Raw genomic sequence first — 24,136 nt, forward strand, 5'->3', positions numbered from 1 at the left:
CGGTCCGTCGGCGGTGACAACGTTGAAGGCGCCGCGAGGACACGGTTAGAGGGATGAGCGAGGGGGACGACGACGCGAACGCCCGGGATACGACCATCCGCGAACTGGACGAACGGACGGTCCAGCAGATAGCGGCCGGTGAGGTGGTCGAACGGCCCGCGAGCGCCGTCAAGGAACTCGTGGAGAACAGCCTCGACGCCGACGCGTCGCGCGTCGACGTGACGGTGGAGGCGGGCGGCACCGAGCGCATCGCCGTCAGCGACGACGGCGTCGGGATGACGGAAGCGGACGCTCGCGCCGCCGTCCGGGAGCACACGACGAGCAAGATACGGGACATCGACGACCTCGAATCGGGCGTGGGGACGCTCGGGTTCCGCGGTGAGGCACTGTACACCATCGGCGCGGTGTCCCGGACGACCATCCGGACGAAGCCACGGGACGGCGACCGCGGGACCGAACTCCGACTGGTCGGCGGCGAGGTCGAGGCCGTCGGGCCCGCCGGCTGTCCCGAGGGGACGACGGTCGAGGTCGCGGACCTCTTCTTCAACACGCCGGCGCGCGAGAAGTACCTGAAGACCGAGGCGACCGAGTTCTCGCACGTCAACCGCGTGGTCACGCGCTACGCGCTGGCGAATCCGGACGTCGCCGTCTCGCTGACCCACGACGGCCGCGAGGTGTTCTCGACGACCGGCCGCGGCGACCTCCGGTCGGCCATCCTCTCGGTGTACGGCCGCGAGGTCGCTGAGGCGATGATTCCCGTCGAGTCGAGTGGTGGGGAGTCCGCGAGGTCAAGGGACGGGGACGAATCGGTAGAGCCGGGCGACAGGGACGATTTCGCTGCGTCGGGGGACGGGGAAAGTTCGGTCGACGTCTCGGGGTACGTCAGCCATCCGGAGACGACGCGGAGCAGCCGCGAGTACGTCTCGACCTACGTCAACGGGCGCTACGTGCGCTCGTCGGCAGTTCGGGAGGCCGTGCTGGACGCGTACGGTGACCAGCTCGCGCCCGACCGCTACCCGTTCGCCGTGCTCTTCCTCGACCTGCCGGGGGACGCGGTGGACGTGAACGCCCATCCGCGGAAGATGGAGGTCCGGTTCGGGGACGAGGCGGCGGTCCGGGAGACGGTCCGCGAGACCGTCGAGTCGGCACTGCTCGACCACGGTCTGGTTCGCTCGTCTGCGCCCCGGGGACGCTCGACTCCTCCGGAGGCCGACGTCGACCCGGTGCGGGGAGACGTCGACCGCGACGGGCCGCCACGCGATCAGTCGGAACTCGGCGCTTCGGCCGGCCCCGCGGGCGTCGGCGCGGGCGACGACGCCGACGACGGTGGTCCGCAGCGGACCGACGCCCCGACGCGGCAGTCGTCCGCCTCGGCGACTGAGTCGTCCGTCTCGACGAGCGCGACCGGGGGGTCGTCCCGACCGTCGACGGACGGACGCGAGTCCCGTTCCGAACAGAACTCCGGCCGGGCACCCGCCTCGACGGACGACGCCGGTACGGCGACCGAGGTCGACGGGTCCGCACGCAGAGCCGACGCCGACGGGTCGAGTCCGGCCGGGAGTCGAACGCCGGCGAATCGGCGGACGGGACGCCGCCGCGGCGACGAGGCGAGCGCGTCGAGGGACGACGCGCGGGACGGGGACGACGGCGGATCGACGGCCGGCGGGTCGGAGGTTCCGAGGTCCGCCGAGCGCAAGTTCCGGCCGGCGACGGAGGCGGGGACGCTCGGGGACGCCCCGGAGCGGGAGTTCGACCGCCTGCCGGCGATGTCCGTCCTCGGGCAGTTGCACGACACGTACGTCGTCGCGGAGACGAGGGACGGACTCGTTCTCGTCGACCAGCACGCCGCCGACGAGCGCGTGAACTACGAGCGGCTCCGCGAGCAGTTCGCGGGCGAGACGACGACGCAGGTGCTCGCGGAGCCGGTCGAACTCGAACTCACCGCGCGGGAGGCGGCGCTGTTCGACGAGTACCGCGACGCGCTGGCCCAGCTCGGGTTCCACGCCGGACGCGTGCCGGAGGACCCGGAGGGGAACGAACCGGACGACGAGGGCGACGCGTCGGCGGTGAGCCGCAGCGTCGAGGTGACGACCGTTCCGGCGGTGCTCGACGAGACGCTCGACCCGGAGCTACTCCGCGACGTGCTGAGCGAGTTCGTCTCGACGGACGGAGACGAGACCGACGACGCCGCGACGACGACCGCGGACGCGCTCATCTCCGACCTGGCGTGTTACCCCTCCATCACCGGCAACACGTCGTTGAAGGAGGGCGACGTGGTGTCGCTACTAGCCGAACTGGACGACTGCGAGAACCCGTACGCCTGCCCGCACGGACGGCCCGTCGTCGTCGAGTTCAGCGAACGGGAGATAGAAGAGCGGTTCGAGCGAGACTACCCCGGCCACGCCCGGCGGCGCCCGGAGTGATCGGCGCGGACGCCGGACGGAGCGCCGGACCGCTCGCAGTCCGCCGAGTGGGAACCCGAAACCCCAAAGACCTGTGACTTCGATGGTCCGGGCATGGAACAGCGAACGCGCGTTTTCGGGGCCGCCGGGCTGACGGTCGCCATCTTCCTCCTCGTCCAGCTCGGCGCGCTGGCGCTGGTCGAGCCGTTCCAGTCGGCCGGCTTCCAGACCGTCGAGGACCCCTCGGACCCCACCAACAGTCTGGTCTACATCGGCATCATCCTCGTATTTACGGCGGGGATGCTCGCAGTGATGAAACTCGGCGTGGAGTGGATTCTCCGCGTCGTCATCATCGCCACGAGCGGTCTGCTCTCGCTGTACGTCTTCAGCGTCGTGATACCGGCTTCCCTGGTGGTCACGCTCGGCGGGGCGCAGTTCAACGTGCTGGCGTGGGTCGCCGCCGCGCTCGTCGCGCTCGCACTCGCGGTGTACCCCGAGTGGTACGTCATCGACGCGGCGGGCGTCGTGATGGGTGCCGGCGCGGCCGGCCTCTTCGGCATCAGTTTCGGCCTGCTGCCAGCCATCGTCCTGCTCTCCGTGCTCGCCGTCTACGACGCCATCAGCGTCTACGGTACCGAACACATGCTCACACTCGCGTCTGGCGTGATGGACCTCAAGATTCCCGTCGTGCTCGTCATCCCGCTGACGCTGTCGTACTCCTACCTGGAGGAGACGGCGCAGGCGACCCCGGAGGGAGCCGTCTCGGCGGACGAGCGACTGGGCGACGGCGGCGCGAACGACGGGACGGCCACCGGCCACGGCCCGGGGGCGTCCGAGCGCGACGTGTTCTTCATCGGCCTCGGCGACGCCGTCATGCCGACGGTGATGGTCGCCAGCGCCGCCTTCTTCGCGCCGGTCGAACCGCTCGTCTCGGGCATCGCCCTGAACCTCCCCGCGCTGACGTCGATGGTCGGGACGATGGGCGGCCTCGTCGTCCTGCTGTGGCTGGTGCTGAAGGGCCGAGCGCACGCAGGCCTGCCGCTGCTCAACGGCGGCGCCATCGGCGGCTACCTCGTCGGCGCGCTCGCCAGCGGACTGTCGCTCACGACCGCCCTGGGTCTGTAGGGCCGCGTCGCCACGCGGTCCGTCGACGCGCTCTCGCGGTGTTCGCCGTCCATCGTCCGCGCGCTCTCCCGGCCTCGCCCTTCGCCGGGACCCGAACTTTGAATCGCGTGCCGGAACCAACGTCGAGCGAGAGCGATGTTTCACGTCGTCGACTGGGCCGAACGAGAGGTGCCGCCGATGGTCGCCCTCGCCGTCGCCATCGTCGCCGTCAGCACGAGCGCCATCCTCATCGAGTTCAGCGACGCGCCGAGCATCGTCAAGGCGTTCTACCGCGTCCTCTTCACCACCCTGTTGCTCGCGCCGTTCGCGGCGACGCGCTACCGGAGCGACCTCGCGACGTTGGCCGGACGGGACCTGCTGGCCGCGGTCGTCACGGGAGGGGCGCTGGCGGTCCACTTCATCACGTGGTTCGAGAGCCTGGACTGGACGACGGTGGCGGCCTCGGTGACGCTGGTCCAGTCCCAGCCGCTGTTCGTCGCCGTCGGCGCGTGGGCGCTGCTCGACGAGCGCGTCACGCGCCGGACAGTCATCGGCATCCTCGTCGCGTTCGTCGGGATGGCGGCGATGTCGCTCGGCGGCGTGGTCTCGGGCGCGGAGCTCCAGGGGGTTCTTTCGGGCACGCTGTGGGACGAACTGCTCACGGGCGCGATACTCGACAGCGAGTCGGCGAGCGCCGGCGCCAGCCCGCGACCGCTGTACGGCAACGCCCTGGCGGTCGCGGGTGCCGTCGCGGCGGCCGGGTACGTCCTCGCCGGGCGGTCCATCCGCCAGCGCGTCTCGCTCGTCCCCTACGTCACCGTCGTCTACGGCGTCTGTACCGTCGTCCTGTTCGGCGTCGCGCTCGCGCAGGTCGGCGCGGCCGACCTCGCGCTCACCGCCTACCCGCCGGTGGAGTGGCTGCTCTTCCTCGGGATGGCGGTCGGACCGGGCATTTTCGGCCACACCGTCATCAACTGGGCACTGAAGTACGTCGAGTCCAGCGTCGTTAGCGTCTCCCTGCTGGGCGAACCCGTCGGTAGCACCCTGCTCGCGCTCGTCCTGCTCGGCCAGGTGCCCGGCACGGCGACCGTCGCCGGCGGTGCGGTCGTGCTCGCGGGCATCTACGTCACCTCGACGGCGTCGGGGGCCGGCTAGCCCGCCGGTCGAAACGACGCGTCAGTACTCCGGTCGTCGCTCGTAGTCGACGGGGTCACGCACGCCGACGTTCCGGAACGCCTGGAGGCGGTACGCACAGGCGTCGCAGGTGCCGCAGGCCGGCGATTCCTCGCGGTAACAGCTCCAGGTGTGCTCGTAGGGGACGCCGAGTTCCGTCCCCCGCTCGGCGATGTCGGTCTTCGACCACTCGACGAACGGCGCGACCACGTCGATGTCCGTGTCGGGTTTCGTCCCCACGTCGACGACGGACTGGAACGCCTCGAAGAACTCGGGGCGGCAGTCGGGGTAGCCGGAGAAGTCCTCGCTGTGCGCGCCGACGAACACGGCGTCGCAGTCGTTGGCTTCCGCGGCCGAGACGGCCATCGAGAGGAGGTTCGCGTTCCGGAACGGGACGTACGTGTCCGGCACCTCGTCGCTCTCCATGTCGGCGTCCTCGACCGCCATCGAGTCGTCGGTGAGACTCGACCCGCCGATATCGGCGAGGTGGCTCGTCTCGACGCGGAGGAACGGCGCGTCGAGGATGTCGGCCTGCCGTCTCGCGCAGTCGAACTCCCTGTCCTCGGTGCGCTGGCCGTAGGAAGTGTGCAGGAAGACGGGGACGAAGCCGCGCTCGCGGGCCTCCCAGGCGGCGGTCGCGCTGTCCATCCCGCCGGAGGCGAGGACGACGGCTCGTCTCTCGGTCGATGCGTCGGCGTCGGATGCGTCGTGAGTGTCGGTCGGTGACATCGTCAGGTTTCGGGGGCGTCGTTCCAGAGGTTTACGTGCAGTCGGGGCGTGTAGCGGTAGCCGTACTCCATCGCCAGTTCGGCGACGCGGGGGCGCGTCTCGTCGAGTCGCTTGCGGGTCGCGCCCTCCGGCATCAGCAGGACGGCGTCGTCCGGGACGGCGACGCTCGCCGCGTCCCGGATTCGACCCAGGAGCTCCTCGACCTCGCGGACGTCCGCCTCGTCGGTGACGACGAACTTCAACTGGTGGTCGTAGTTCTCGACGAGCGCCGCCAGCGCGTCGAGGTCGATGCGTCGCGCCTCGTGGCGCTCGGCCCACTCGCCCTCGCCCGCCGGGTCCTTCTCGGCGGTCGGCGTCGACCCGGCGAGTTTCGGGCTGACGCTGGCGAGGTCGATGGAAACGTCGCGGTACACCGTGCCGTTCGTCTCGACGGTCGTGTGGTAGCCGGCCGCGTCGAGGCGGTCGAGGAGCACCGCTATCTCGTCGTGGACCAGCGGTTCGCCGCCGGTGACGACGACGTGGTCTGCGTCGTGCGACGCGACCTCTGCGACGACCTCGTCGACCGTCATCCGTGCGTGGGTCGGCTCCCACGAGGTGTGATAGGAGTCACAGAACCAGCACCGGAGGTTACAGCCGCTGGTCCGGACGAAGACGCTGGGCGTGCCGGCGAGGGTCCCCTCGCCCTGGAGCGAGTAGAACAGCTCGTTCACGGGGAGGGTCGGCTCGTCGGATCCGTCCCCGTCTCCCTCGCGCTCCACTGCGTCGCTGCTCACCGGCATCTCAGAGCGGGCTCCCGCCGCAGAGCTCGGCCGTCTCGGACACCTGGACCCGAACGTCCGAGACGGTGTCGGGCAGTCGTTCGTCGAGGCGACGCTCCAGTTCGACGCTCATCACCTCCGCGGTCGGGGGCGCGTCGAGCACGACCACGGCGTCACCGTCGCCGCTCGCCTCGAACGCCTCGACCAGCGGGTCGTCGGCCTCGAGCAGGAACCGGTGGTCCCACTTCGATATTACCGAGGTAATCTCTCCTTTGTCGACGACCCAGCCCTCCTCGGTCAACTCGCCGACGACCGTCACCGCTATCTCGTAGTTGTGTCCGTGCGGACGGCTGCATTTCCCGTCATGGTGCAGGATGCGATGCCCGGTGCTGATGCGAATCGGGCGGTCGCGGCCGACGTGGAGGACGCGCTCTGACGACGATTCGGGTACGATTCCAGACATACCCGAGGATTATCCGACGAACACTTAAACGTACGCAAGTCGCTGCCGCCCTGCGTCGGGGGTCGCGGAGGCGGCCCCGGCGAACGTTTAAACCGGAGGACGGGACCATTCCCGCCCGATGGAAGCGTTCGGAACCCAGGTCGTGCTCGCACCGGCGGCCGCGGCGACGGCGCTCGGCTTCGTCCTCGGCGGCGTCGCGCTCGGGACGACCAGCGGTCTGGTACCCGGCCTCCACGTCAACAACCTCGCGCTGCTGCTGGCGTCTGTCGCACTCGCGATTCCAGGCCCGCCGCGGCTCGTCGGCGCGGCCATCCTCGCGGCCGGCGTCGTCCACTCGTTCCTCGACGTGGTGCCCGCGCTCGCGCTGGGCGTGCCCGACCCGGCGATGGCCGCGTCGGCGCTGCCCGGACACCGGCTCGTCATCGAGGGACGGGGCCGGGAGGCGGTCCGGCTCTCGGCGCTCGGGAGCGGTCTCGCCGTTCTCCTGGCCGTCCCCCTCGCCGTGCCGGTGACGAAGGCGATGACGACCGCCTATCCGACGGTCCGGGCACACCTGCCGGTCGTCCTCGGGGCGGTCGTGTGCTTCCTCGTCGCCACGGAGCCGACCTGGCGCGGGCGCGTCGCCGGACTGGGTGCGTTCGCCGTCAGCGCCGCGCTCGGCTGGGCGACGCTGGACCTCTCTCCGGCCGCGCCCCTGCCCGCGGACGGCGTGCTCGCGCCGCTCTTCGCCGGCCTGTTCGGCGCGCCCGTGCTCGTCGAGGCCGTCGGCGGTGCCGGCGTCCCCGAACAGGCCGATCCCGCCGTCGCTACGCCGCCCTGGTCGGTCGGGGTCACCGCGCTGGCCGGCGCGTTCGCGGGGGCGGTCGTCGGCTACCTCCCCGGCGTCTCCAGCGCCGTCGCGGCCGTGATAGCGCTGGCAGCCGTCCCGGGGCGCACCGAGGCCCGGGGGTTCGTCGTGGCGACCAGCGGCGTCAACACGGCCAACACCGTGTTCGCCCTGTTCGCGCTCGCGTCGCTCGGCTCCCCGCGGACCGGTGTGATGGTCGCGCTCCGGGAGGCGAACGCGCCCGTCGCGCTCCCCCTCCTGCTCGCCAGCGCCGGCATCGCCAGCGCCGCCGGGTTCGCGCTCGTCCTCCTGCTCGGCGACCGCTACCTGCGGACCGTGGGACGGCTGGACTACACCTACCTCACGGTCGGCGTGCTCGTGCTGCTGGTCGCGGTGTCGTTCGCCTTTGCGGGCGCCGTCGGCGTCGGCGTCTTCTTCGGGAGCGCGCTCGTCGGACTGATACCGACCCGGGTCGGCTGTCGGCGCGTCCACCTGATGGGCGTGCTCCTCGGCCCGCTGATTCTGGGGGGGTGTGAGCCGTGGAGGAGAGCGGCTTCGGGCTATCCGAAGTCCGAGAGCCGCACCTGCAGTCCGGACACCATCTTCGACTTCCGACGCAGGGCGGCCGTCGAGACGGGCAGCTGCGGGACGATGGTGCGGACGGCGTCGTGGAACGATTCGGCCTCGCCGAACTCGCCGGCCAGCGACTCGCGACTCTCCGGTGCCGCGTCCGACGCGCCGCCGGGAACGCCGTCGAAGGCGTTCCGGACGCTCTCGCGGACCTGCCAGACGCCGACCGGGGCCCAGTAGTCGTCGCTGACCTCCCGGAAGACGAGCGCCTTCGCCTGCCGACCGACGTCGGCGAGATGTTCGAGGACGCCGAGGCGTGCTGCGTAGTACGCGCCGGCCGTCTCGTCGACGTACCCCGTCCGGCCCTCGTACCCCTCGTGGGCGCTCGCCATCCAGAGGTCGTCGTCGGGGTTCGGGTTCCAGATGCTCCCCGGCGCTTTCATCTCGACGAGTTCGAACTCCCACTGGCCGGGCGAGAGCACGACCCAGTAGCGGTTGCCCATGTACTCGTTCACCCAGACCTGCGTCTCGTCGACGCTCGGGGCGTCCCGGATGCGCCCCCGGAGATACTGCCCGACGGTGTCGTCGACGGCCGTGATGGACCAGCGCGTCGGGACCAGCCGGCGGTTCTCGCCCTGCCCGAGCGCGCCCGCCGAGAGGATGGTGTTGATGTCGTACACGTCGAATCCGCGGCGGTAGAGGTAGTTCATCGCGCCCTGCGCCTGCCAGTCGTCGTCCTCCAGCGTCTTCTTCACGGGCCGGGGGACGTGCGGGTTCTCCGCGAGCGCGGCGGACTCGGCGCGGGCGGAGGGTCCGGTCGGGGTCGCCACGTCGTCCACGTCCACGTCCAGGTCGAGCGACTCGGAGAGACCGATCTCCACGTCGACAGGGCGGTCGGCGATCGCTATCTCGCGCTGGACGCCGACGAACCCGTCCCAGGTGTCCTCGACGTTCACCTGCGCGGACCGATTGGAGTTCAACAGGCCCGTCCGGTACTGGAGGACGTTGTCGATGTCGAGGCCACGACTGTACCAGTCCCCGCTGGTGGCGAACTCCGAAGCGCTCTCTTCCGCTCCGACCGGCGAGAGGATGCCGGTCGAGACATTCGGGTACGACGACCGCCCGACGAACACGGAGGGGGAGGTGCTGCCGAACAGCGTGTCTCCCTGCGCCACCTCCTCGAAGCGGTCCTGGAAGTCGTCGACGTAGTCGAGGATCTCGTAGGACTTCTCCTCGGCGAGCCGGCGCCGCCGTTCGCCGTCGTCCTGCTGCAGACCGTCGATGTACTCGTCCAGCCGCATTCGACGGAAATTGGAACGCGACGGGCTTGAACGTTCGGACCCACCCCGCGACGGCGGGTCGGCGTCGTCCCGGAACGGGACCTGTCACTCCGCTGGTGCAGTTGCTCTCAGTGACGAGAGCGTCCGGAAGAACAATACTTAGGGGCGTCGCCGACGACAGCCCCGAATGCAATGCCACAAGTCACTACCACGTCCGACGAGGGAATGAGCGCAGAAAACGACGTCCGCGACTTCTCGCTCACCGTCGACGCGACGGGCGAGGAAGCGCCGGACACGCTCGAGACGCTGCTGGCGGCCTACGGCTCCTGCTACGTCCCCGCCCTGCGCGTCGGCGCCGAACAGCGCGACGCCGGCGACCTCGGCAAGATCGAGATCGACGTCGACGGCGAACTCAACGACGACGACAAACTGGAGTCCGTCGACTTCGACATCAAGTGGGAGGCGGACGTGGACGACGACACCGCCGAGCGCGTCGTCGACCGCGCGTTCGACCTCTGCAAGGTCCACGACGCGCTCAAGGACAGTCTCCACGCGGACGCCTCCGTCCAGACCGGCGCGTTCTGACCGGCCCCGTCGTTCTCATCGATTCGTCTTCCTTCGCCGCTTTCTGCTCCCCGAGGTGAAAGGGAAGCGTATAAAAGTCGCGCAGGGCAACGTTGGGGTATGAGTCAATCGCAGAAACAGAGGCGCAAGTGCGTCTCGTGCGGGATCAACATCTCCGGCACGAACGCCGCGTCGTTCAAGTGTCCGGACTGCGGGCAGACCATCTACCGCTGCGCGAAGTGTCGCAAACAGAGCAACCTCTACGAGTGCCCCGACTGTGGGTTCATGGGTCCGTAACGATGGGGAAAGTAGCTGCCAAAATCAAGGTCATGCCGGAGAGCCCCGAGGTCGACCTCGACGACCTCCAGGAGCGACTCGAGAACTCCCTCCCCGAGGGAGCCAAGATAAACGGCTTCGAGCGTGACGAGGTCGCGTTCGGTCTCGTCGCCCTGCTGCCGACCGTCATCGTCCCCGACGACACCGGCGGGACCGAAGCTGTCGAGGAGCAGTTCTCGAACGTCGACGACGTCGAGAGCGTCGAAGTCGAGAACGTCGGTCGCATATAGACCGCGCTTTTACTTCGTCCGTCGTCACTGGCGGTCGTTCTCGAACGCCGAGCCACCGCGAGCGTCGCCGGGCCGTCGCCCGTTCGAGTCGACGGTTATCGCGACGTCGTCGCGGCTCCCTTCCGCGGCGGCGTTCGCCACGAACTGGGGATGGCCGGCGAACACGGCCACCGTCTCGTCGCTCACGCGCTCGACGCGGTAGGCGGTGTCGTCGCGCCGCCACCCCGCGTCCGTCCGGGTCGCCTGCCGGTCGAGCACCGTCTCGAAGGCGCGTCGAAACTGGGTGGCGTTCGAGCGGTCGTCCCACCGGAGCACCCAGGCGTAGCCGGGGTCTCGTCCTCGCGGCGTCCGACGGAACTGAACGAGCGCGTCGTTCCCCCAGCCGGCGGCGGCCCGGGCCGCGCGCGTCTCGTCCAGTTCGGTCGTGAGCGCGACCCGGACGAACAGTTCGCCCTTCCGACCGGGCGGGCGCGCTTGCCACTCGCCGGTCTCGTCGACGGTCACGGAGAGCGACTTCGCGGGCTCCGCCCCCGGCGGGTAGTCGTGGAGCACCTGCTCGGTCGTCGTGGGCGGGTTCGCGTACACAGACGACAGTTCCCGGGGCGAGGATACCCGGGAGCGCACGTACCGCGCGCCGAAGTAGTACGGCGCGATGGCCCACTTCTGGAACGCGGTTCCGTTTTGGTACGCGCGGCGCGTCGCCGCCAGCGACGAGTGGTCCTGGTAGCGCCGCGCGTAGACGTCCTCGACGTACTCCGCGCCGCCCTCTATCGTGCTCTTGGCGAGCAGGTAGTTCCCGTCCGGCAGGCGTTCGAGAACGTCCGCCGACTGCTGGACGACGTGCGCGAACTCGTGAGCGAGGACGTGTTCGACCGCCTTCGGTGGCGCGTCGGCGACGGACATCGTGACGCGGCCGCGCGGCGAGACGCGCCCGTTGACGCCGGGCGTCGGGGGATTGAGACGTGCCGGCTTCGCGCCGAGCACCCGCAGGAACTTCGGCGGCAGCATCTTCTTGGTCGGCCTGGGGTCCGAGTCGTCGACGCGCACGACCGGCGGGACGACGTTCGTCCCGTGCATGGCCTCGACGCGCCCCCAGACGCGGTCGGCGTCGACCGGCAGCGTGCCGCCGGTCACTTTCACGCCGACCGCCGTCGTGCGCTCCGATTCGTCGTCGGGTCGACGCGACGCGGTCGCGGTCCGGTTCGTCGGGGCGTCGGTCGCGACTCCGACGGTCGGCGCGTCCGTCGCTCCCCCGGCGGTCGCCACGTCCGTCGTCCCCGCGTTCTGCGCGTTCGCCGCTCCCGCGGTCGATACGTTCGTCGCCCCCGGAGTCGCCACGCTCGCCGTCTCGCCGGACGCTCCGGTGGCGACGCCCGGTGGGATCGCCCCCCAGCCGACCAGCAACAGCGCGACCAGCAGAACGAGTCGCCCCCGACGACCGTTCATACCCATAACAGGTCGGCGGGGCTGAAATAGCTTGTCGGGGCGTCTACTCCCCGACACCGCTCTCGGCGTCCGGCAGTTCGTGGCGCGTCGTCTCGATTCCCAGTTCCTCCAGGGCGGCTTCGAGGTGTCGCTCCTCGGCGTAGTCCGCGCCGTCCTCCTCGCGGAGGCGCTGGGCGGTCGCCAGCACCTCGCCGCGACGGTCGTCGGGAATCTCGAACTTGTCGGTCGCCAGTTCGACGACGAGGCCGTTGTGGTCCCGGGTGTACAGCGAGTGGAAGATGCCCCGGTCGAACTCGTTGTAGCCTCGTCCCGCGTCCGCGAGCGCCTCGCGAACCTCGACGAACCGCTCGGGGTCGACGCTGAAAGAGAGGTGGTGGACCGCGCCGACGCCGGTGCGCTGCGGGTTCGGATTCGACTGCCGGTCGTCGCTCACGAAGAACGTGAGGATGCGGCCGTCGCCGGTGTCGAAGAAGAGGTGCGTCTGGGACGGGTCATCGAGGTTCGGTTGCCTGAGGACGAGGGGCATCCCGAGCAGGTCGCGGTAGAACGCGACGGTGTCCTCGGCGTTGCTGCCGACGAGCGTGACGTGGTCGGTGCCCGTGACCTGGACGGGGCTGTCCGGTCGGTCTGCCGTGACGTCGAACTCGGTGGCGGGACGGCGGTCGTCTGTCATAATCCCGAGTACGGCGAGCGGACTGTTAGACCTGTTCCTCCCGGAATCCCCCGCCGAGAGTGAACGGCTATCGAAGCGCGCTGTCGAACGCCCGCTCCAGGTCCGCCTTCAGGTCCTCGACGTTCTCGATGCCGACGCTGGCCCGAATCAGGCCGTCGCGAAGTCCGGCGGCGACCCGTTCTTCTTTCGGAATCGCGGCGTGGGTCATGGTGGCGGGCTGTTCGATGAGGCTCTCGACGCCGCCGAGACTCTCTGCGAGCGTGAACACCCGCGTCTCGCTCACCACGTCGGCGGTCTCTTCGAGCGAGGCGTCGAGTTCGAAGCTGACCATCCCGCCGAAGTCGTCCATCTGCTCGCTTGCGAGGTCGTGGTCGGGGTGCGATTCGAGTCCGGGGTAGTAGACGCGTTCGACGCGGTCGTGGCCGTCGAGCCACCGGGCTATCTCGCGGGCGTTGTCGCAGTGGCGGTCCATCCGGACGGGCAGGGTCTTCGTCCCGCGGAGGACGAGGAAGCAGTCGTGGGGACCGGGCGTCGCGCCGACGCTGTTCTGGTAGAAGCCGAACCGCTCGTCGAGGTCGGCGTCGTCGGTGACGAGCGCGCCGCCGACCACGTCCGAGTGGCCGCCGAGGTACTTCGTCAGCGAGTGGGAGACGACGTCCGCGCCGAGGTCGAGCGGGCGCTGGAGGTACGGCGTGGCGAAGGTGTTGTCCACGGCGCAGATGGCGTCGGCGTCGTCGGCGAGGTCCGCCATAGCTGCGATGTCGACGACGTTCAACAGGGGGTTCGTCGGCGTCTCGACCCAGAGCAGTTCGGTCTCCTCGCGGACGGCCTCGCTGACCTCGTCGGGGGAGGTCATGTCCACGAAGGAGAACTCGAGGTCGTAGTCCTCGTACACCTGCGTGAAGATTCGGTGGGTCCCCCCGTACACGTCCTCGCTGGCGACGACGTGGTCGCCCGATTCGAGCAGGTTCAGTACCGTGTTGATGGAGCCCATCCCGCTGGAGAACGCGCGCCCGAACTCGCCGCCCTCGAGGCTGGCGAGGTTCACCTCCAGGTCCGTCCGGGTCGGGTTGCCCGTGCGGGAGTACTCGTACCCCCGGTGGTCGCCCGGACCGTCCTGCACGTACGTCGAGTTGGCGTAGATGGGCGTCATCAGCGCGCCCGTCTCCTCGTCCGGCTCCTGGCCGGCGTGAATGGACCGGGTCTCGAACCGGAACGGTTCGGCGTCGTCGGAGTCGTTTCCGCGTTCCTCGGTCATGTCCGATTGGACGGAGGCCCGGCAGGTTACTCTTGTCCTTCGCGGTCGATTCGGAACGCCATCGACGAACGCCTGCCGCCCGGTCTCCACGACGGACGGTCGCGGGGTCGTCGGTGGACGGTCGTCCAGCGTGGTCGACCCCCTGCCGGAACCCAGGGATTTACGCTGTCCGCCACAGAGGGGAAGGACATGCTCGTACTTCGCGGTGCGGAGGTCGTGGACGCGAATGGCGTCCGCGAGGCGGACGTAGCGGTCGACGGCGACGAGATCGCGGCGGTCGGTGACGTGCCGGACGACGCCGACGAGGAGATAGACGCCAGCGGCCGGTACGTCGCGCCCGGACTGATAGACTCGCACGTCCACCTGATGATGGATGGTCGGCCGGACCCCGCCGAGACCAACGCCGAGAGCGAGACGATGCTGGCCTACCGCGCGGCGGCGAACCTCGCGGACGCGCTCGACACGGGCGTGACGACGGTCCGCGACCTCGGCGCGCCGACGACGCTCGCGCTCGACGCCGGACGGGCGGTCGAGGAGGGCGTTCTGGAAGGTCCACGCGTGCTCGCCTGCGGCGAGAACGTCGTCATGACCGGCGGACACGGCCACTGGTTCGGCCGGGAAGCGGACGGGACGGCGGAGGTCAAGAAGGCGGTCCGCGAACAGCTCAAACGCGGTGCGGACGTGGTGAAGTGCATGGCGACCGGGGGCGTGCTGACGGAGGGGGCGCTCACCGGCGCGCCGGAACTCGACGAAGAGGAACTGACGGCGCTCGTCGACGCGGCCAACGCGAAGCGCGTGCCGACCGCCGCGCACGCCCACGGCGCGGCGGGCATCAAGAACGCCGTCCGGGCCGGCATCTCCAGCGTCGAACACGGTACGTTCATGGACCGCGAGGCCGCCGAACTGATGGCCGAGGAAGGCACGTACTGGGTACCGACCGCGAAGGCACTCGACGGTATCATCGAGGCGGGTACCGAGGGCGGTATCCCCGAGTTCGCCGTCGAGAAGGCAGAGGCAGCGAGCGACGCGTTCGCGGACGCGTTCGAACATGCGCTGGAGGCGGGCGTCGACGTGGCGATGGGCACCGACGCCGGCACGCCGTTCAACCATCTCGCCGACGCGCCCGAGGAACTCCAGCTGATGGTCGAGTACGGCCTCTCGCCGCGGGACGCGCTGGAGGTGGCCACGGTCAACGCCGCCGACCTGCTGGGGCTGGACGACGTGGGACTGGTCGAGGAAGGGTACCGCGCCGACCTCCTCGTCCTCGATTCGAATCCCCGCGAGGACGTGACGGCGTGGGAATCGCCAACACGGGTCTTGACAGCTGGAACCATTTATCGGTGAGAAAGCCACGTCACAAGGTCTTTTATATCCAGGCATGGACCAAGTATATACATGAGACGGCTCCTGGCTGTCGGCCTCGTCGTCATGCTACTCGCCGGATCTCTTCCGGCATTCGGGAGTCAATCGACGACGGCGACGAAGCAGACCATCGCGACCTCCCAGGAGTTCGACAACGTGGAGTTCCGGATCGTCGTCTACGACAACAGTTCCGCACGGTGGACGTTCCACTACGAGCGCACGCTCGAGAACGACAGTGAACGACAGCAGTTCCGCCAGTTCGCCAAGCGGTTCAACAGCTCCAGCACCCCGCTGTACACGAATTTCAGGGAGAACGCGGTCGGACTTACGTCGAACGCAGCGAACAAGACTGGACGCGTGATGAGAGCCGAGAATTTCTCGAAGAACGCCAGACTCGAGGGCGTCGGCGTGGAGAAGAACCTCGGCGTCGTCGAGATGTCGTTCAAATGGACCTCGTTCACCTACATGGACGACAGCGGCCACGTCGCGATCGGCGACGTGTTTCAGGATGGACTGTATCTCGGACAGAACCAGACGCTCGTCGTCGAACCGGGCAAGAAAGAAATGACGTTCGTATCTGCGAAACCGGCCCAAGGGCGGAACATGACCGGTGACACGCTCGCAAAGAGCGACAGCGTCTCCTGGTCCGGCGAACGGAAGTTCAACGACCAGCGTCCGCTCGTGAAGTTCAAAGCGCCGAACCAGAACGTCTCGGCCACGACGACCACGACCAGCGGCGGGACTACCCCGCCCGGCCAGAACGGCGAGGAACCGACGTCAGACTCGCCGATGATGTTATTCGTCGCGGCGGTCGTCGTCATCGTCGGTCTCGCCGCGGCGTTCGCGTGGCGACAGGGTGGGCTTGGCGGATTATCGACCGACGACGAGAGACCGGACGCCGGCCCCGGCGGTCCACCGCCGACCCAGCCCGAGAGCGGTGGTAGCACCGGTGGAGAGCCCGCGGTCAGCGACGAAGAACTCCTGACCGACGAGGCCCGGGTAAAGAAGCTGCTGCACGACAACGGGGGACGGATGAAGCAGGTGAACATCGTCGAGGAGACGGGGTGGTCGAAGTCCAAGGTGAGCATGCTCCTCTCGGAGATGGAAGACGAGGGCGACATCAGTAAGCTCCGGGTCGGCCGGGAGAACATCATCAGTCTCGACGGTCACGAACCCGACGCTGCCGGGTCACCTCTCGACGAATAACCCTCCTTTTTCACCCGCGCTCACTTCGGTCGGGGGAGAGATATCGCCCGACTAATATGGCAAACCGGGACAGGGCGGCCCTGAAGCGCAACTGTTAAACGTTCAGTGGAACTACCCGGAAGTACGAAGGACGCTCCGTTGGTGTAGTCCGGCCAATCATCTTGCCCTCTCACGGCAAGGACCAGGGTTCGAATCCCTGACGGAGCACTCCTCCTGCCGTCTTCCGGTTTCGAACTGTGGCACAGGACAATCATCATGTCGCCACAGGGCAACCACGTAACTCGGATTCCAGCACCGCCACGCAGTCATGCGATTCTGGCCAGTTGTCCGGCACGGAGACTCGCCGGATTCAAAACCCAGGAAAGCAGTGCGAGCGGAAGTCGATCGAATCAGTTCATCCGGTCGACGCTGTGTCGCTCGGTCAATCACTCCACTCATCGACTACGACGTCTCGTGGGTGGTCATTACTTCGGTTACACGGGGCAGGTGTTCGTTTGGGTCGGTTGTTGTTGGTTGGATTTGTGAGTCCTGGTTGTTGGTTGTTGCATTGCATCGTATAGCAGTCGTGCGATTAGCAGGTCGACAATGGGAGAGCGAGAGGACCTGACGTTCGTCACCGAACCATCCTGGAACCAACTAACCAGCGGCAGCAGTTTGGTTAGTATGTTCAGTAAGTGCTGAACAGAGGACGCGTATCCACCACGTCCTGTCACCCAGTGCACTTCAGAATAAGCTCGAGGAGTGCGTCGGGAAGGCCGATACGCCAAGCCGACACCCGACGCGTTCGATTCCGCGATCGATTTGACCAGTGATGGTCTCTGATATAATCGATCTTGGGTAATCCTATGGCTTCGCTTCGAAGACCAGACTGGTCGGCGTCTCTGCCGCGCGGTGAAAGCGGGTAAATCCACCCTCAGTGATGACCTCACGGGTCCGTTCCTCTCCCGCTTGTGCACCGAGACCGTAGCCGACGTCCTGACTGAGCGAATTCGGTGTACAGGCTACCGTCGAGATCGAGTACGCGAGGCGGCCAAACGGGGAGAGGTTGTCTTCGACCCGGTCCTCGGCATAGGGTTCGACGATCATCCATGCCCCGTCGTCGGTGAGCGTCTCGTGGACGTGGGCCGCCACACCGACGGGATCACCCATATCGTGGAAGCAGTTGAACATCGTTACTAGGTCGTAGTCGGTTCCGTTGTACTCCCTCGCAGTCGCCACCTCGAAGTCGACGCGGTCGGCGACGCCCGCCGTTTCCGCTCGCTCGCGCGCCACCGCAATCGATGCTTCGTGGTAGTCGATACCCACGACCGTCGAATTGGGGTACGCTTCGGCCATGCGGATCGTCGGTGCGCCGTGCCCACAGCCCACGTCGGCGATTCGACCGCCGGCTTTCAGCGTGGCATCTATCCCGTCGAGTGCAGCGATCCATTCGAGCAGGTAGGCCCCGTAGGACGGTCCGAAGAAGCGTTCAGTGCCGTGAAACACGTCCTCGTCATGTTCGTGCCAACCGATGCCCTCACCCGTTCGAAACGCCTCGCGGAGTTCGGGTTCGATCTTGGCCGCCGACGCGACCAGCTGGAACGCGCCCGGCATGAACACCGGGCTTTCCCTGTCGGCTAAAACGTACGCCTGCTCGGGTGAGAGATCGTAGCGGTCGGTCCCGGGATCGTAGTTCACGTACCCGCCAGCGGCTTGCGAGCGCAGCCATTCTCGAACGTAGCGTTCCGAGGTATCCGTTTTCTCGGCCAGTTCAACGGATGTGAGCGGCCCGGAATCGTCCAGTACCGCATAGAGATCGAGTTCGTCGCCGATGACGGCCAGCGCGGCATGGACCGTCGCGCCGAGGTCAACGAGCGACGTTTCCACGAGTTCGGTCAGTTTCTCTTCGTCGATCGAGTCTGCTTCCGCTCGGGTGTCAGTTGTCATGGTTCTGTTGCTACACGGTTTTCAGGTGTTCACTTCGGAGTTCTTCGTCCGTGTAGTCCTTCCCGTGGACGTCGTGCGTGTGGTTTTTCGTCAGTTCGACCGCTCCTTTTTCGTTTTCCGATTGAATGATGAACCGGCAATCGGCTGCTGCCGCTTCACGGTCGAACTCGTCTACTTGCGCCACTTCTGCCCACCTTCGGATACACCATCGACTGCTACCGAGATAAACATGATTAAATATGATATTAATTTTGGGGTTTCTATTTGACAGTACCCGTTTCCTCGACGTCCAATATCTGAATTTGTTCCATCAACAAGGGATGGAAGAAGTCCACGATAGTGAAGAGACCCTCTATACTCAGCGGTCTACGATATTTCTAGATCAGCAATCTCATGGAAAATCCAGCAAATCGTGGTTGCCTAGGCGGCACCGAAGGGGTTCGAGCGGGCAACGCGACAAGGCAACGAGGTCGTCGTAATCGAATACGACTGGGCCCCTCCAGCAAAGGCGTCGGTCATCAGTTACAGGCCCGATGGGTCCGCTGCCCGCTCCTCAACGCGTCTCTGTCCTCGTCGGTGTCCAGCTTTCAGACGTCGATCGGAGCCGTCGATCTGCTCTCTATCGACTACTCCCGAAGGAAGGAGTCGACTTCCGCCGAGATCGTCTCCGGCGCTTCGGCGGGGCCACTGTGGCTAACACCGTCGAACTCGACCAGTCGGCTGTGCGGAAGCGCCTCGTGGACAGCGCGGGCGCTATGGCGGAGGAAGTCTGGACCGTCGGTACCGGTCAGCACGAGCACGGGGGCGTCGACGTCGAGACGGTCGGGAAGCTGGTACTGCTCGACGGCATGGTTCATCCGGACGACCTCCTCGGCGAGGTCCACGCAGTCCGGCCAGACTGGCCACTCTGCCAACCACGCGTCGAGATCGTCGATTCCCTCGGGGTGGAGGACCTGCTCGATATAGCGTTTCACCGCCTCACGGCGTTCGTCCTTCTCGATGAGTGCCTCCATGCGGTCTGCAAGATCGGCCTCCTCCCGGAAGTCGTCGGGGAGGACCGCCGGTTCGTACGCGACGACCGCCTCGACCGCTGCATCCGTCGCGGCCTCGATTGCAGTGAGTGCGCCGTAGGAGTGGCCGAACAGGACCGGACCGCCGTCAACGGCGTCGACGAGCGTTCGTACGTCCTTGGTCTCCCGTTCCAGCACCTCGTCGGCGCTTGTCTCCGCTGGATCGTCGAGACGGGTGCCGAACCCCGGCCGCTGGGGGACGATAGCGGCGTACTCTTCGAAGTGGGGGATGACCGGGTTCCAGTACTCCCGGGGGGCCATCCCCCCGTGGAGTAGGATAAGCGGCCGACCGTCGCCGTGTCGTTCGTAGGACAACTCCGTACCATCTGCGGACTGTCTCGTCTGCATGCATCGCTACGTTCGAGAGCGACCGGGCTAAGCCGTTCTCTCAGTGATGGGGCCGTATAAATGGGGGTGGCTGTACGCTGGGGGAGACGCTAGCCGAAGCAGATTACACCGGGGCTGAAGCCGTCACGGTGGCGCTGGTCACGAAGGATAGGCGGGTTCACCCGTATCCGATGGAAATCCGCAACCCCCAGTTCTACACATTCGGACAATGTAACTGGTCGCAAGAACCCTCCAGAAAGGGATACTCGACCAGGTAATGCGCTCGTTTCATGTTGCTGTACGAGAACTCCACAGCTACTATATCGGCTCGGGAATTGACTTCTCACACATTTCATGACGCAGGAATTAGGTCCTCTTGCTCGAAAGTTGTCGCTGCCGTATTACGAAGATGCCCTCCCAGCACACGACAGTTTCCATGCCAACCGAGTCCGAAATCTATCGATTCGTTTAGCTGACGAATGGAGTAGAACCGTCGAGAGAGACGTTCTTTCTGCAGCGGCCTGGCTACACGACATTGGTCGTCCACTGGAAAGGTCGGGAGAGATCGAAAATCACGACGAGTGGGCCGCGGGAGAAGCGGAGAATCTTCTCGAGACCGAAGAGGTGACGGCTGACCGGATCGATTCCGTCAAACACTGTATCCGAACCCACAGCATTCTCGATATTCGTAATCGCGCTCGCCGTGTTCCCCGAGCGGCTGTCCTTCCTCACCACCGGTGAGGGGTGGTCGACGACTGTCGCGAGGGCGGTCCTCTTCGTCCTGCCCGCGCTCTGGATGGTCAACGTCTTCGTCGGGACTCCGATGGTGGACAAGCTCATCACCGTTCCGCTTCAGTCGTCCCGGATGGTACCGACCTTCTCCGGGGTGTTTCTCCACGTCGTCTTCCAGCACTGGTTCCAGTCCATCGCCGCGATAGTGCTGGCCCTCACACCCCAGCAGTTCTCGACGCTCACCGAGTCGCCGACGCCGGCAGGCGTCCAGTGTGCGGTAGTGGACTGCTGACTACCCTCTTTGCTGCGAACTCGTCGTCCGCGAAGCGAGCCGTCTCACTCGTTGGCGTCGAACGCTATCGGCAGCGACTCGACGCCGTAGATGAACGAACTCCGCGTCGGCTCCAGCTCCGCGTCGGCGAGTTCGATGCCGTCGAGACGGTCGAGCAGTTCCGAGAGGGCGACCTTCGCCTCGAGGCGGGCCAGCGGCGCGCCGAGACAGTAGTGGGTGCCGTGGCCGAACCCGAGATGCTGGTTGGGGGAGCGGTCCGGGCGGAAGGTGTCCGGGTCGTCGAACCGTCGCTCGTCGCGGTTCGCCGACCCCATCCAGACGACAATGCGGTCGCCGGCCTCGATGGTCTCGCCCCGCAGCGTCACGTCCTCGGTGGCGATACGCGTCATCGCCTGGACGGGCGAGCGGTAGCGCAGGACCTCCTCGATGGCCGTCGTGAGCGCGTGCTCGTCGCCCCGGAGGGAGTCGAAGCAGTCGGCGTCGGCGAAACAGCGGACGGCGTTCGTGACGAGGTTCGTCGTCGTGATGTTACCCGCGATGAGCAGCAGGATGCACATCCCGAGCACCTCCTCCTGGGAGAGGCGACTGCCGTCGTCCAGTTCCGCGGTGACGATGCGGGACATGAGGTCGTCCTGCGGGTTCTCGCGGCGGTCCGCTATCATCTCCAGGAAGTACGTCGCCATCTCCTGCTGGGTCTCCTGCTGGCGCTCCATGAACTTCCGAGCGCCCTCGTCGGCGCTCGAAGCCTCGACGAGCGTGTCGGACCACTCCTTGAACTGGTCGCGCTCGTCCGCGGGGACGCCGAGTAGCTGGGCGATGACGATTACGGGAAGCGGGTACGCGAACTCGTCGACGACGTCCATCCGGTCGGCGCCGCCGGCGACGGCGTCGTCGAGGAGGTCGGTCGCCAGTCCCCGAATCTCCGGTTCGAGGTCGGCGAGGGCGCGCGGCTGGAACGCGTCGTCGACGACGTCGCGGAGTTCGTCGTGCCGGGGCGGGTCCTGGAACAGCATCGTGTCGAAGATGAGTCCCTGTCCCATCCCCTCTGGTTCCTCGAAGTCGTCGGCCTTCCGCGGGTTTGCCGAGAACGTCTCGTCGTCGTCGAGGATGGTCTTGACGTCGTCGTACCGGAATACGTCCCACGACCGCCGGCCGGGGTCGTATCGCACCGGCGCTTCGTCGCGCATCTCCCGGTACCAGTCGAACGGTTCGAGCCACTCTTCGCGGGTCGTTAGCTCGTCGGGGAACGCCTGCAGTCCCTGCGGGTCAGTGGAGCTCACCCCCGCGACTACGGACTCGACTGACTAAACGGTCAGGTCTCGTCGTCCCGCAGTCGGGGCGCTCTCGTCTCCGATTCTCGACGGCTCGGCCCTGTGGGTCAGCCGACCGCGTACCGGAGCAACGCCCCGTCGTCGAGCCGTTCGACGCTCTCGAGCGACAGGTCGGGGAACGACTCGCGCTCGACGAACCCGTCGCCGTCGGCCAGCGTCGGCGCGTCCCGCCCGCCGACGACGACGGAACCGACGAACAGTCGGAGTTCGTCCACGAGTCCGGCCTCGAACAGCGAGAAGATGAGTTCGCCGCCGCCCTCGACCATCACCTGCTCCGCCCCCCGGGCTTCGAGCGCCGCGAACGCCTCCTCGAGCGCGACGCGTTCGTCGCCCGCGACGACGACGTCGGCCCCGGCCGATTCGAGGGCGGCCGCGCGCTCGTCGGGCGCTCGCTCCGCGACGAAGACGACGGTCGGTGCGCGGTCGTCCAGCACCGCCGCGTCGGGCGGCGTCCGCGCCCGCGAGTCCGCGACGACCCGGAGCGGGTTCTCTCCCCCGTCCGCGGTGAGCGACGGGTCGTCGGCGAGCACCGTCCCGACGCCGACCGCGATGGCGTCGCTCTCGACCCTGAGGTCGTCCACGCGCGCGAAGTCCTCCGGGCCGCTGATGGCGACCTGTTCGCGTCGCCGCGTCGAGAGCTTCCCGTCCGCGCTCGTCGCGGCGTTGACGACGACGTGCATGCGCCGGAGTAGGGAGCGGCCTCGAAAACCGGTTTCGGTGCGCGAGGACCCCTACCTTCTTGCTCGACGCCCGCGTGCCCTCTGTATGCGCACGTTCGCCGAAGACCCGCCGGTAGAGGAGCGACTGGGCGACGCGCTCAGGGAGGTCGACGCCACGCTCGCCACCGCCGAGTCCTGCACGGGCGGTCTCGTCGGTTCGCTGCTGACCGACGTTCCGGGGTCGAGCGACTACTTCGACCGCTCGTTCGTCACCTACTCCTACGAGGCGAAAATGGAGCACGTCGGCGTCGCACGCGAGGTGCTGGACGACCACGGCGCGGTCAGCGAACCGGTCGCGCGCCGGATGGCCCGCGGGGTCCGCGACGTCGCCGGAACGCAGTGGGGCGTCGCGACGACGGGCATCGCGGGACCGACGGGCGGCACCGAGGAGAAACCGGTCGGCACCGTGTTCGTCGGCGTCGCCCACGCCGGCGAGTGGGGCGGCGGCGACACCTGGGCCGACGTCGAGCGCTACGAGTTCGACGGCAGCCGTATCGAGATAAAGGAACAGATAGCCCGTCGGGCGCTCGCCGACCTGCTCGACGCGGTGAAGCGAGCGCCGCCTCGGTCGGCGGACGCCGACGAGTCCGTGAGCTAGCCGGCGAGCAGCACGGCGGTGTACGCGCCGGCACCGAGCGCGAACGACCAGACCCGGCTGTCGCGGTCCTCCGGGAGTTCCTCCTTGATGACGTTGAGGACGATGGAGCCGGCGAGGAACGCGAACAGGGTGTTCACGGCGAGTTCCCCCACCACTGTCGCGCTTCCGAGCGCCCAGCCGGCGACGACGCCGACGGCGAGTATCCAGCGACCGAGGCGGTCGTAGGCCTCGTGGTGGTGGTCCCGGAGGCCGAAGTCGTTGACGACGAAGTGCAGCGCCATGGCCGTGGCGAACAGGAGGAGGCTCTCGACGCCCGGCCGTTCGCGGTGAACCAGGAGGTAGCCGATGAGCGCGTTGTACGCCGTAAAGGAGCCGATGTGGATCCAGAAGACGCCCGTGCTCGTCTTCGTCTTCGCACCGCCGACTTCGCTGTGCTCGTCCGACTCCCGGGACTGGCGCGCGAACTGCTCGACGCCGTAGAAGAACGTGAACCCGAGGAGGGCGACGAGGTAGACGTGGTGTTCCAGGAACCCGAAGGCCCGGTTCCCGACCCGCTGGAGTACCGCGCCGCGGTAGTGGAGTTCGGGGAGGATGTGGACGAAGACGTAGGCGACCGACGCGCCGCCGGCCATCGAGAGCCAGACGCTACGGGGGACGCCGCTCAGCCCACGGAGGCGGCCGGCGAAGACGTGAATGCCGGCGAGCGCGACCGCGAGCGTTCCTGCGAGGACGGTCATGGCCGACTTTCGGGCGGCGAGCCG

23 protein-coding genes, 1 tRNA gene and 2 pseudogenes are annotated in these 24,136 nt (G+C 67.5%); 13 read left to right on the forward strand and 13 right to left on the reverse strand.

The genetic code is table 11. The features are described 5' to 3' along the window. The first annotated feature begins 53 nt into the window (after nucleotides 1–53). The 3 genes from mutL to ACRYA2_RS12505 all read left to right on the forward strand — a co-directional run bounded on the left by mutL (nucleotide 54) and on the right by ACRYA2_RS12505 (nucleotide 4,661). Nucleotides 54–2,423, forward strand: coding sequence for a DNA mismatch repair endonuclease MutL (gene mutL, locus ACRYA2_RS12495; RefSeq protein WP_433628436.1), 2,370 nt, complete (start codon nucleotides 54–56; stop codon nucleotides 2,421–2,423). A 93-nt stretch (nucleotides 2,424–2,516) separates the two neighbouring features. Continuing rightward, on the forward strand, nucleotides 2,517–3,527 hold the full coding sequence (locus ACRYA2_RS12500) for a presenilin family intramembrane aspartyl protease PSH (RefSeq protein WP_433628438.1): 1,011 nt from the start codon (nucleotides 2,517–2,519) through the stop codon (nucleotides 3,525–3,527). A gap of 135 nt (nucleotides 3,528–3,662) precedes the next feature. Next, nucleotides 3,663–4,661, forward strand: coding sequence for a DMT family transporter (locus ACRYA2_RS12505; RefSeq protein ID WP_433628441.1), 999 nt, complete (start codon nucleotides 3,663–3,665; stop codon nucleotides 4,659–4,661). Nucleotides 4,662–4,682: 21 nt separating this feature from the next. Here the strand turns inward: ACRYA2_RS12505 and queC are convergent, their stop codons facing one another. Genes queC through ACRYA2_RS12520 form a run of 3 tightly spaced genes read right to left on the reverse strand, consistent with a single transcriptional unit; the run spans nucleotide 4,683 to nucleotide 6,629 of the window. Next, nucleotides 4,683–5,408, reverse strand: a complete 726-nt coding sequence (queC, locus tag ACRYA2_RS12510; protein ID WP_433628443.1) for a 7-cyano-7-deazaguanine synthase QueC — start codon at nucleotides 5,406–5,408, stop codon at nucleotides 4,683–4,685. Nucleotides 5,409–5,410: 2 nt separating this feature from the next. Next, complete coding sequence (locus ACRYA2_RS12515; RefSeq protein ID WP_433628446.1) at nucleotides 5,411–6,187, reverse strand: 7-carboxy-7-deazaguanine synthase QueE; 777 nt, start codon at nucleotides 6,185–6,187, stop codon at nucleotides 5,411–5,413. Between the two features lies 1 nt (nucleotide 6,188). Then, a complete protein-coding gene (locus ACRYA2_RS12520; RefSeq protein WP_433628448.1) occupies nucleotides 6,189–6,629 on the reverse strand; it encodes a 6-pyruvoyl trahydropterin synthase family protein in 441 nt (146 codons plus the stop codon). A 118-nt stretch (nucleotides 6,630–6,747) separates the two neighbouring features. Between ACRYA2_RS12520 and ACRYA2_RS12525 the strand changes: the two are divergent. Beyond that, a pseudogene (locus tag ACRYA2_RS12525) lies at nucleotides 6,748–7,983 on the forward strand (tripartite tricarboxylate transporter permease); the annotation flags it as partial. A 32-nt stretch (nucleotides 7,984–8,015) separates the two neighbouring features. On the opposite strand, the gene nreA reads toward ACRYA2_RS12525, so the two are convergent. Further along, nucleotides 8,016–9,326 carry a DNA repair protein NreA gene (nreA, locus tag ACRYA2_RS12530; RefSeq protein ID WP_433628451.1) on the reverse strand — a complete coding sequence of 437 codons (1,311 nt, stop codon included), beginning with the start codon at nucleotides 9,324–9,326 and terminating at the stop codon, nucleotides 8,016–8,018. Nucleotides 9,327–9,497: 171 nt separating this feature from the next. On the opposite strand from nreA, the gene ACRYA2_RS12535 reads away from it, so the two are divergent. The 3 genes from ACRYA2_RS12535 (at nucleotide 9,498) to ACRYA2_RS12545 (ending at nucleotide 10,435) form a co-directional block, all read left to right on the forward strand. Beyond that, nucleotides 9,498–9,890, forward strand: a complete 393-nt coding sequence (locus ACRYA2_RS12535; protein ID WP_433628453.1) for an OsmC family protein — start codon at nucleotides 9,498–9,500, stop codon at nucleotides 9,888–9,890. A 99-nt stretch (nucleotides 9,891–9,989) separates the two neighbouring features. Further along, nucleotides 9,990–10,166 (forward strand): HVO_2753 family zinc finger protein, encoded by a 177-nt coding sequence (locus tag ACRYA2_RS12540; protein ID WP_113277356.1) that lies wholly within the window; start codon nucleotides 9,990–9,992, stop codon nucleotides 10,164–10,166. 2 nt (nucleotides 10,167–10,168) lie between these two features. After that, nucleotides 10,169–10,435: an elongation factor 1-beta gene (locus ACRYA2_RS12545; RefSeq protein WP_113277355.1), complete on the forward strand. Its 267-nt coding sequence runs from the start codon at nucleotides 10,169–10,171 to the stop codon at nucleotides 10,433–10,435. A gap of 24 nt (nucleotides 10,436–10,459) precedes the next feature. Here ACRYA2_RS12545 and ACRYA2_RS12550 read toward each other — a convergent pair whose 3' ends face one another. The 3 genes from ACRYA2_RS12550 to ACRYA2_RS12560 all read right to left on the reverse strand — a co-directional run bounded on the left by ACRYA2_RS12550 (nucleotide 10,460) and on the right by ACRYA2_RS12560 (nucleotide 13,812). Further along, nucleotides 10,460–11,881 (reverse strand): hypothetical protein, encoded by a 1,422-nt coding sequence (locus ACRYA2_RS12550; protein ID WP_433628456.1) that lies wholly within the window; start codon nucleotides 11,879–11,881, stop codon nucleotides 10,460–10,462. 43 nt (nucleotides 11,882–11,924) lie between these two features. Next, entirely contained in the window at nucleotides 11,925–12,554 is a 630-nt protein-coding gene (locus ACRYA2_RS12555) for a VOC family protein (RefSeq protein WP_433628458.1), read from the reverse strand. A 67-nt stretch (nucleotides 12,555–12,621) separates the two neighbouring features. After that, nucleotides 12,622–13,812: a cystathionine gamma-synthase gene (locus ACRYA2_RS12560; RefSeq protein ID WP_433628461.1), complete on the reverse strand. Its 1,191-nt coding sequence runs from the start codon at nucleotides 13,810–13,812 to the stop codon at nucleotides 12,622–12,624. 189 nt (nucleotides 13,813–14,001) lie between these two features. On the opposite strand from ACRYA2_RS12560, the gene ACRYA2_RS12565 reads away from it, so the two are divergent. The 3 genes from ACRYA2_RS12565 to ACRYA2_RS12575 all read left to right on the forward strand — a co-directional run bounded on the left by ACRYA2_RS12565 (nucleotide 14,002) and on the right by ACRYA2_RS12575 (nucleotide 16,587). Next, nucleotides 14,002–15,156 carry a metal-dependent hydrolase family protein gene (locus ACRYA2_RS12565; protein ID WP_433628463.1) on the forward strand — a complete coding sequence of 385 codons (1,155 nt, stop codon included), beginning with the start codon at nucleotides 14,002–14,004 and terminating at the stop codon, nucleotides 15,154–15,156. A 51-nt stretch (nucleotides 15,157–15,207) separates the two neighbouring features. After that, entirely contained in the window at nucleotides 15,208–16,380 is a 1,173-nt protein-coding gene (locus tag ACRYA2_RS12570) for a helix-turn-helix transcriptional regulator (protein ID WP_433628466.1), read from the forward strand. Between the two features lie 132 nt (nucleotides 16,381–16,512). After that, nucleotides 16,513–16,587 (forward strand) — tRNA-Glu (locus ACRYA2_RS12575). Nucleotides 16,588–17,223: 636 nt separating this feature from the next. On the opposite strand, the gene ACRYA2_RS12580 is transcribed toward ACRYA2_RS12575, so the two are convergent. The 3 genes from ACRYA2_RS12580 to ACRYA2_RS12590 all read right to left on the reverse strand — a co-directional run bounded on the left by ACRYA2_RS12580 (nucleotide 17,224) and on the right by ACRYA2_RS12590 (nucleotide 19,724). Then, the gene (locus ACRYA2_RS12580; protein WP_433628469.1) at nucleotides 17,224–18,306 is read right to left on the reverse strand and encodes a class I SAM-dependent methyltransferase; all 1,083 of its coding nucleotides are present in this window, start codon (nucleotides 18,304–18,306) and stop codon (nucleotides 17,224–17,226) included. Nucleotides 18,307–18,316: 10 nt separating this feature from the next. Beyond that, the gene (locus tag ACRYA2_RS12585; RefSeq protein WP_433628472.1) at nucleotides 18,317–18,490 is read right to left on the reverse strand and encodes a DUF1059 domain-containing protein; all 174 of its coding nucleotides are present in this window, start codon (nucleotides 18,488–18,490) and stop codon (nucleotides 18,317–18,319) included. Between the two features lie 442 nt (nucleotides 18,491–18,932). Beyond that, a complete protein-coding gene (locus ACRYA2_RS12590; RefSeq protein WP_433628475.1) occupies nucleotides 18,933–19,724 on the reverse strand; it encodes an alpha/beta fold hydrolase in 792 nt (263 codons plus the stop codon). 333 nt (nucleotides 19,725–20,057) lie between these two features. On the opposite strand from ACRYA2_RS12590, the pseudogene ACRYA2_RS12595 reads away from it, so the two are divergent. Both ACRYA2_RS12595 and ACRYA2_RS12600 read left to right on the forward strand, forming a co-directional pair. Further along, nucleotides 20,058–20,381, forward strand: a pseudogene (locus ACRYA2_RS12595) (HD domain-containing protein); the annotation flags it as partial. 25 nt (nucleotides 20,382–20,406) lie between these two features. After that, nucleotides 20,407–20,727 carry a hypothetical protein gene (locus ACRYA2_RS12600; RefSeq protein WP_433628478.1) on the forward strand — a complete coding sequence of 107 codons (321 nt, stop codon included), beginning with the start codon at nucleotides 20,407–20,409 and terminating at the stop codon, nucleotides 20,725–20,727. A gap of 44 nt (nucleotides 20,728–20,771) precedes the next feature. Here ACRYA2_RS12600 and ACRYA2_RS12605 read toward each other — a convergent pair whose 3' ends face one another. Next, nucleotides 20,772–22,007, reverse strand: coding sequence for a cytochrome P450 (locus tag ACRYA2_RS12605; RefSeq protein ID WP_433628480.1), 1,236 nt, complete (start codon nucleotides 22,005–22,007; stop codon nucleotides 20,772–20,774). A 98-nt stretch (nucleotides 22,008–22,105) separates the two neighbouring features. Then, nucleotides 22,106–22,738: a 2,5-diamino-6-(ribosylamino)-4(3H)-pyrimidinone 5'-phosphate reductase gene (locus tag ACRYA2_RS12610; protein WP_433628483.1), complete on the reverse strand. Its 633-nt coding sequence runs from the start codon at nucleotides 22,736–22,738 to the stop codon at nucleotides 22,106–22,108. An 85-nt stretch (nucleotides 22,739–22,823) separates the two neighbouring features. On the opposite strand from ACRYA2_RS12610, the gene ACRYA2_RS12615 reads away from it, so the two are divergent. Next, nucleotides 22,824–23,375, forward strand: coding sequence for a CinA family protein (locus tag ACRYA2_RS12615; protein ID WP_433628486.1), 552 nt, complete (start codon nucleotides 22,824–22,826; stop codon nucleotides 23,373–23,375). On the opposite strand, the gene ACRYA2_RS12620 is transcribed toward ACRYA2_RS12615, so the two are convergent. Beyond that, nucleotides 23,372–24,112: a hypothetical protein gene (locus tag ACRYA2_RS12620; RefSeq protein WP_433628488.1), complete on the reverse strand. Its 741-nt coding sequence runs from the start codon at nucleotides 24,110–24,112 to the stop codon at nucleotides 23,372–23,374. The two genes, ACRYA2_RS12615 and ACRYA2_RS12620, sit on opposite strands and share 4 nt — an antisense overlap. Between the last annotated feature and the right edge of the window lie 24 nt (nucleotides 24,113–24,136).

The sequence above is a fragment of the Halomicrococcus pelagicus genome, assembly GCF_050954125.1.